Source organism: Iodidimonas nitroreducens (assembly GCA_000710935.1).
Lineage (GTDB): Bacteria > Pseudomonadota > Alphaproteobacteria > Sphingomonadales > Rhodothalassiaceae > Iodidimonas > Iodidimonas nitroreducens.
The window spans coordinates 1-6890 of record BAYV01000031.1; the positions used below are offsets into that span (position 1 = coordinate 1).

Sequence of the window (6890 nt, forward strand, 5' to 3'; positions counted from 1 at the left end):
CCGGGATGACGAAAAAATAGGGCCGGGATGACGGAAAAATAGGGCCGGGATGGCGAAGAGGGGCCGGAATGACGCGGTGGAGGGGGCCACAAAAGACGTGGTAAATTCTGCCGCTCTGGCTGGGGCGGATTTTCCCTATCGGGTAGAATGCACAGTATTTCTTCGCATCTCCGCGCGCACAAATTATAAAAATTATTTATCTAAAACAATTATTTATCAAATAAATTCTGAATTGGCACGCTTTTCGCATTAGCTGCTGCGATTGCAGGAGCACCGGCGGCAGATGTCGCCCTCAATATGAAGGAGGGGCAAAATGGCCTTTTCAGTAAATACGAATAGTAGCGCATTAGAAGCCTTGCGTCAGCTTGTAGGTACCAATCGCAGCTTGGAAATAACCCAAAGCCGTATCAATACAGGTCTTGATGTGCGAACGGCTGCCGATGATCCAGCCAATTTCTCGATTGCCCAGAATTTGCGTGGGCAGGTGCGCGGTTTTGAGGCTGTGCGTTCAAGCCTTGATCGCGCCACCAGCACGGTGGATATTGCCATCGCTGCCGCTGAAACCATATCCGATCTGCTGATCGATATGCGGGAAACCACCATCGCCGCCGCTGATAGCGGCATCGATAGCCAATCCCGTCAAGCCTTGAGCGACGAATTCAGCCGTCTTTTGGAACAGGTCAATTCGGTTGTCAGTCAGGCCAATTTCAATGGCACCAATATCGTTGATCCGTCACTGACCCGGATCACCGCCCTCACTGGTACCGAGGTGGCGGTGAATGATATCAACGCGGACGGAATTGTTGATGCGGGCGAAGCCAAACTTTCTAATATCATTGAGATCAATGGCCGCGACCTGACAACGAACGGCCTTGGCATCGCGATCAATAATTTCGAGATTGATCCGGCACTGGGCTATGACGTCAATATCAATGATCTTTCCGCCGTTGCGCAAAATCTTGATGATCGCGATTTCGTCAATGCCCTGGTGGCTGCAGGCAATGCCGATAATATCATCGACCCCACGACCAATCCGGCGAGCTTTGATTTTTCGGGCGTCACCTTTCCTATTCCCGCAGCACCGGGAAATACCATCAGCTTGGGTGGCCAGAACTTCACGATACCGGCAGGAACCACTCAGGCGCAATTGGAAGCCGATTTTTCAATCGCAACGGCAACGCCTTTTACCATTACCGCTACACCGGCGGATAATTTCAGCTCCAATGTCCGGGCCGAACAGGCGCTGGTGGATGTTGATAATGCGCTTCAGCAAGTGAACAGCGTGTTGGCTGAATTTGGTGCGGCGGCCCGACAGCTCGAATTATCCACCAATTTCACCATTCGTTTGTCGGATGAATTGCAGGTGGGGATCGGCAATCTCGTGGATGCCGATCTGGCACGGGAATCGGCCAGCCTTCAGGCGCTTCAGGTGAAGCAGCAATTGGGCTTGCAGGCGCTGTCTATTGCCAATAGATCACCGCAATCAATCTTGTCGCTGTTCGGCGGCAACTAAGGTTGCGTTTTGCGCAAGGCAGTGCCATAGGCGGTGATGGCAATGCCATTATTCTGGCCAATATGGCTTTGCTGAATGCGCAGATTGATCAAAAGATCGGCCTTCACTGCCATCATTTCCTGTTCCAGGCGCAAAAGGGCCTCGTTACGGCTGCGGGTCAGCATTCTTTCCAGAACCGGAATATGGCCGCCGATCAGGCGCTGGAATAAAATCACCAAAGATCGGATGCGCGCATGGGAGCCGACATATGATGCGCAAACCAGAACGGGATCACCATAGCCTTCAGGTGCGTTTTTCATTGTGGTGAGGCGCGGGCGATGGGGCAGGGAGGCCCGCTGTTTCAGGCTTTTTGCGTGATTGAACGAAATGCGCATGGCCAGATACACAAGGGCCAAGGTGGGAAGGCCGGTGAAAATGAGCCAACTGAGCAGCATTTCCCCAAGGTTCATCCCGCCATCAAACCACCAGGGCGCATGAACGCGGCTCAGTTCTGAGAATAATTCTTCAAAAAAGAGTTCAGGATTGGACATCGAGCCGGACCGCCGTGCCATAGGCAAGAATTTCCGCAGCACCCCCGGTCACAGATGCCGTTGTCAGCCGCACCGATAAAATGGCATCCGCGCCCAGCTTTTGCGCCTCGGCCACCATGCGGGCAATGGCATCTTCCCGCGCTTCGTTCATCAATTCGGTATAGCCGCGCAATTCGCCGCCAATGATCCCCTTCAGCCCGGCGGCAATATCGCGCCCGATATGCTTGCCGCGCACCGTAGAGCCCTGCACAATGCCAAGGGTTTTTGAGATCACCCGCCCGGGAATTTGATCTGTTGAGATGACGATCATGCTGGATTTTCCTGTTTTGGCGGCTTCAGCGGTGGGATCGGACCCATAAATAGCGCGCAAAGGCAATGCCAAGCCCCAGGGCCGCCCCCATCAGCGCACCGGGCACCGGGGCATAAAAGCCAAAGCCGCCAATCATCGCCCCCCCCATCAATCCGGCAAAAAGCAAAAATCCGATCAGCGAAAAATCATCGCGGCGGGGCTGATCATTATGCATCGGGCCATCGGGCCGTTCATGATCGGGCTTTTTGTCATCAGCCGGTGAGGCTTGGGGCGCGTTGTGTTTTGCGGTCATCAAAGGCAACTTTCCTAAGCGAAGATCGGGCATGAGGATAGATCAATCACATTTTTTCATGTGTTAGCTTCATCTTCTGGCCGACACAAGGGGCTTGCGCCGGGGTGGGGCGCGCCCTTATCTGATAGGCGCATTAAAGGAGAGCATATCATGTCGCACAGCCCTTCGCGTTCATCTTTTGCCGATGATCCCATTGTCATCACATCCATGGCCCGCACCCCGATGGGCGGGTTCCAAGGCGATCTTTCCGCCCTTTCAGCATCGGATCTGGGGGCCCATGCCATCAAGGGGGCATTGGAACGCGCCGGTTTATCCCCCGATCAGGTGAATGAAACCATCATGGGATGCGTTTTGCCAGCGGGTCAGGGGCAGGCACCGGCGCGCCAGGCTTCAAAAAAAGCGGGCATTCCCGATGCCATCGGCGCGGTTACCGTGAATAAAATGTGCGGATCGGGGATGAAGGCGATGATGCTGGCCCATGATAGCCTGCTGGCCGGGAGCAATGATATCGTTGTGGCCGGGGGCATGGAAAGCATGACCAATGCGCCCTATCTTTTGCCAAAGGCCCGGGGCGGCCTTCGCTTGGGCCATGGCGAGGTGAAGGATCATATGTTTCTCGATGGGCTGGAAGATGCCTATGATAGCGGGCGTTTGATGGGCAGCTTTGCCGAAAGCACGGCGCAGCATTATCAATTTACCCGCGAATCTCAGGATGCCTATGCCATCGAAAGCCTGAAACGGGCGCAAAAGGCCTGCGAGGATGGCACCTTCGCCGCCGAGATCATCCCCCTGCAGATCGAGGATCGGAAGGGCAGTGTAACGATCAGCATCGATGAACAACCGGGCAAAGCGCGGCTTGATAAAATTCCGCAATTAAAGCCTGCCTTCGCCAAAGATGGCACGGTGACGGCGGCCAATTCCTCATCCATTTCCGATGGCGCGGCAGCGCTGATTTTGATGCGCCGATCCGAAGCCGAAAAGCGCGGCCTGCCAATTCTGGCCGAAATCAGGGGCCATGCCTCCTTTGCCCAAGCGCCCGCGTGGTTTACCACGGCCCCCATCGGGGCGATCAAGGCCGTGCTCCAAAAAACCGGCTGGGATCAGAAAAGCGTTGATCTGTGGGAGGTGAATGAAGCCTTTGCGGTGGTGGCGATGGCCGCCATCCATGCCCTTGATCTTCCCCATGATCAGGTGAATGTGCATGGGGGGGCCTGTGCTTTGGGGCATCCCATCGGCGCATCAGGGGCGCGGATCATGGTAACCTTGATCAATGCCTTAAAACAGCGGGGCGGAAAGCGCGGTATCGCCACCTTGTGCATTGGCGGCGGCGAGGCCACGGCGCTGGCGGTGGAATTGCCATCCTGATCGGCGTATCAAGGGCTTCAGGCCAAAGCCTATGACTGATTATGTTGGGGGGTCTTGATCATTTCCAGATCAAGACTTTCCAGCCTTTGCAGCAGATGATCCAAAGCTGCTTGCTCTTCGCCGCTCAAATGCGCAAGCAGATGCGCTTCATAGGATAAAGCCAGCGGCATGATTTCGCGATAAATCGCCCGGCCATCAGGCGAAAGCGCCAGCACCGAGCGGCGGCGGTCGGTGCTGGAAAAATGCCGCTCCAGCCGCCCTTTGGCCAGAAGCCGAGACACCGCGCGGCTCACCGCCACTTTATCCATCGCTGTGCGTTCAGCCACTTCACTGGCCGATAAATCGGTTTCATCGCCCAAAATGGCCATGATCCGCCATTCCGGGATGCTGAGATGAAAGCGTTCGGAATAAAGCGCCGCGATGGTGCGGGAAATCCGGTTAGACAGGGTTGCCAGCCGATAGGGCAGAAACTGCGGCAATTTCAGCCGGGTCTTCTGATCGCTATGGGGGCGGGGTTTATCCGCTAGCGGCTGGTGTTCATCGGTCATCGGCGCATCCATCTGGTAAGACGCCATCATGCCAAGATGGCGCGCAGATCGCCATAGCTTCTTTGTGATGGCCCACAAATCAGATTTGGCCTTGCGAAAAGGGCCCCATCGGCTTATTTAGTTACATATGTAACCAATAAAATAGATGCGGAAAAGGAGCCTTTGCCATGACTGATACGCCCGTTAATCAGCCAGAAAATCCCAAAGTTGAAAACCCGATGGGAACCGATGGCTTTGAATTTGTGGAATATGCAGCGCCTGATCCGCAGATGCTGCGCACGCTTTTTGAAAAGCTGGGCTTTCCGGTCATTGGCACCCATAAAACGCGTGATATTACCCTGCATCGGCAGGGAGATATCAATTTTATCATCAATGCGGAAAAAACCGGCTTTGCGGCAGACTTTGCCAAAAAGCATGGGCCTTGCGCCTGTTCCATGGGCTTTCGGGTGGCGAATGCCGATCAGGCCTTTGAACGGGCTGTGCGCCTTGATGCCACGCCAATCACGGATGATGACCGGATTTTGTCGAAACCGGCTATCGAGGGGATCGGCGGATCGCGGCTTTATCTGGTGGATGGTTATGGCGGCACCAATGCCTGGATCGAGGATTATGATATCCTGCCCGATGCCGAGGATCGGATGAAGCAATGGGGCGCGGGCCTCACCTATATTGATCATCTGACCCATAATGTAATTTGGGGCAATATGGATAAGTGGCGGGATTTTTATGGCCGCCTGTTCAATTTTGGGCAGGTCCGATATTTCGATATCAAGGGCAAGCTGACGGGCCTTGTGAGCCGGGCTTTGGCCAGCCCTTGTGGTAAAATCCGCATTCCCCTCAATGAATCCGAAGATGATAAAAGCCAGATCAATGAATATCTGGATGAATATAAAGGCGAAGGAATCCAGCATATCGCCTTGGGAACAGGGAATATTTACCAATCGGTGGATATTTTGCGCGATCATGATGTGGCGTTCCAGGATACGCCCGATACCTATTATGAACGGCTTGATGCGCGCTTACCCGATCATGGCGAGCCGGTGGCGGAATTGCAAAAACGGCGCATTCTTGTGGATGGCGGTGAGGCGCAGGGCGGCGGGATGCTGCTTCAGATTTTCACCAAGAATGTGATTGGACCGATTTTTTATGAAATCATCCAAAGAAAAGGCAATGAAGGCTTTGGCGAAGGCAATTTCAAGGCCCTGTTTGAATCGATCGAACAGGATCAAATCCGTCGTGGTTATCTGACCTCGAACGAAGCGGCGGAATAAACCATCCGGAAAAAGGTGAGGCATGCGCAATAAGATCAGTTTCCCGAAAATCGAGGGCGAAAGCTCGCGGCAGGCTCATGCCGATTTCCCCGAAGGCGCTTTCGAGCGGGAAATGGGGAATGAGGGCTTTTTTGGCCCGGCAACGCATCTTTATCATCGCCATGCCCCCACCGGCTGGATTGCCTTCGATGGGCCACTAAAGCCTCGGGCCTTTGATGGCAATCAGCTTTCATTGAAGGGTGAAAGCCCTTGGGATGCCGCACTTTTATTATCCAACAGTCACACGGCTATTCGCTTTTGGGCCTGTGATCGGGCTATGGATCATCTGGTGCGCAATGCGGATGGCGACGAGCTTTTATTCATCCATGAAGGGGCGGGGGCGCTGTTTTGCGATTTTGGCCATCTGCCCTATCGCGATGGCGATTATATTCTGCTGCCGCGCGGCACCATGTGGCGGATCGAGCCGCACCAGCCCAGCAAGATGATGCTGATCGAGGCGACGAATTCCAGCTATCGCCTGCCTGAAAAAGGGCTGGTGGGTGCCCATGCCATTTTCGATCCCGCGATCCTTGAAACCCCCCATATCGATGCGGCTTTCAAGGCCCAGCAAACGGAAGACACGTGGCGGGTGGTGGTGAAGCGCCGGGGGCAGGCCACCATCATCACCTATCCGTTCAATCCCCTTGATGCCATGGGCTGGAAGGGGGATCTGCTGCCGGTGCGGATCAATTGGCGGGATATTCGCCCCCTGATGAGCCATCGCTATCATCTGCCGCCCAGCGCCCACACAACCTTTGTGGCGGATCGTTTTGTGGTGTGCAGCTTCGTGCCGCGCCCCATCGAAAGCGATCCGGGGGCTTTGAAGGTGCCCTTTTACCACAATAATGATGATTATGATGAATTCATCTTTTATCACAAAGGCGAATTTTTCAGCCGCGATAATATTCATCCCGGCATGATGACATTGCATCCCTGCGGCTTTACCCATGGCCCCCATCCCAAAGCGTTTGCGGCGGGGTTGAAAGCGCAGAAAACCGCCACAGATGAAGTGGCACGGAAGA

8 protein-coding genes are annotated in these 6890 nt (G+C 54.6%); 4 read left to right on the top strand and 4 right to left on the bottom strand.

The features are described from left to right. The first annotated feature begins 313 nt into the window (after positions 1 to 313). Positions 314 to 1513 carry a flagellin gene (locus AQ1_RS14660; RefSeq protein WP_052371227.1) on the top strand — a complete coding sequence of 400 codons (1200 nt, stop codon included), beginning with the start codon at positions 314 to 316 and terminating at the stop codon, positions 1511 to 1513. Here AQ1_RS14660 and AQ1_RS14665 read toward each other — a convergent pair. Genes AQ1_RS14665 through AQ1_RS11100 form a run of 3 tightly spaced genes read right to left on the bottom strand, consistent with a single transcriptional unit; the run spans position 1510 to position 2645 of the window. Further along, on the bottom strand, positions 1510 to 2064 hold the full coding sequence (locus tag AQ1_RS14665) for a YbjQ family protein (RefSeq protein WP_081837289.1): 555 nt from the start codon (positions 2062 to 2064) through the stop codon (positions 1510 to 1512). The genes AQ1_RS14660 and AQ1_RS14665 overlap by 4 nt on opposite strands. Next, entirely contained in the window at positions 2030 to 2353 is a 324-nt protein-coding gene (locus AQ1_RS11095) for a YbjQ family protein (protein WP_042087303.1), read from the bottom strand. The genes AQ1_RS14665 and AQ1_RS11095 overlap by 35 nt, the downstream gene beginning before the upstream one ends. Before the next feature lie 25 nt (positions 2354 to 2378). After that, entirely contained in the window at positions 2379 to 2645 is a 267-nt protein-coding gene (locus AQ1_RS11100) for a SoxR reducing system RseC family protein (protein WP_150006740.1), read from the bottom strand. A 150-nt stretch (positions 2646 to 2795) separates the two neighbouring features. On the opposite strand from AQ1_RS11100, the gene AQ1_RS11105 reads away from it, so the two are divergent. Beyond that, a complete protein-coding gene (locus AQ1_RS11105) occupies positions 2796 to 4010 on the top strand; it encodes an acetyl-CoA C-acyltransferase (RefSeq protein ID WP_042087290.1) in 1215 nt (404 codons plus the stop codon). A gap of 29 nt (positions 4011 to 4039) precedes the next feature. Here the strand turns inward: AQ1_RS11105 and AQ1_RS11110 are convergent, their stop codons facing one another. Beyond that, complete coding sequence (locus AQ1_RS11110; RefSeq protein WP_042087306.1) at positions 4040 to 4558, bottom strand: MarR family winged helix-turn-helix transcriptional regulator; 519 nt, start codon at positions 4556 to 4558, stop codon at positions 4040 to 4042. Positions 4559 to 4725: 167 nt separating this feature from the next. Between AQ1_RS11110 and hppD the strand changes: the two genes are divergently transcribed. Both hppD and AQ1_RS11120 read left to right on the top strand, forming a co-directional pair. Next, positions 4726 to 5829, top strand: coding sequence for a 4-hydroxyphenylpyruvate dioxygenase (hppD, locus tag AQ1_RS11115; protein WP_042087293.1), 1104 nt, complete (start codon positions 4726 to 4728; stop codon positions 5827 to 5829). Between the two features lie 22 nt (positions 5830 to 5851). Further along, positions 5852 to 6890: homogentisate 1,2-dioxygenase (locus AQ1_RS11120; RefSeq protein ID WP_042087295.1), on the top strand; the 1039-nt coding region annotated here is incomplete at its 3' end.

Coding starts and splice junctions, on each gene's coding strand:
- AQ1_RS14660 (WP_052371227.1), top strand. CDS start 314: ATGGCCTTTTCAGTAAATACGAATAGTAGCGCATTAGAAGCCTTGCGT.
- AQ1_RS14665 (WP_081837289.1), bottom strand. CDS start 2,064: ATGGCACGGCGGTCCGGCTCGATGTCCAATCCTGAACTCTTTTTTGAA.
- AQ1_RS11095 (WP_042087303.1), bottom strand. CDS start 2,353: ATGATCGTCATCTCAACAGATCAAATTCCCGGGCGGGTGATCTCAAAA.
- AQ1_RS11100 (WP_150006740.1), bottom strand. CDS start 2,645: ATGACCGCAAAACACAACGCGCCCCAAGCCTCACCGGCTGATGACAAA.
- AQ1_RS11105 (WP_042087290.1), top strand. CDS start 2,796: ATGTCGCACAGCCCTTCGCGTTCATCTTTTGCCGATGATCCCATTGTC.
- AQ1_RS11110 (WP_042087306.1), bottom strand. CDS start 4,558: ATGACCGATGAACACCAGCCGCTAGCGGATAAACCCCGCCCCCATAGC.
- hppD (WP_042087293.1), top strand. CDS start 4,726: ATGACTGATACGCCCGTTAATCAGCCAGAAAATCCCAAAGTTGAAAAC.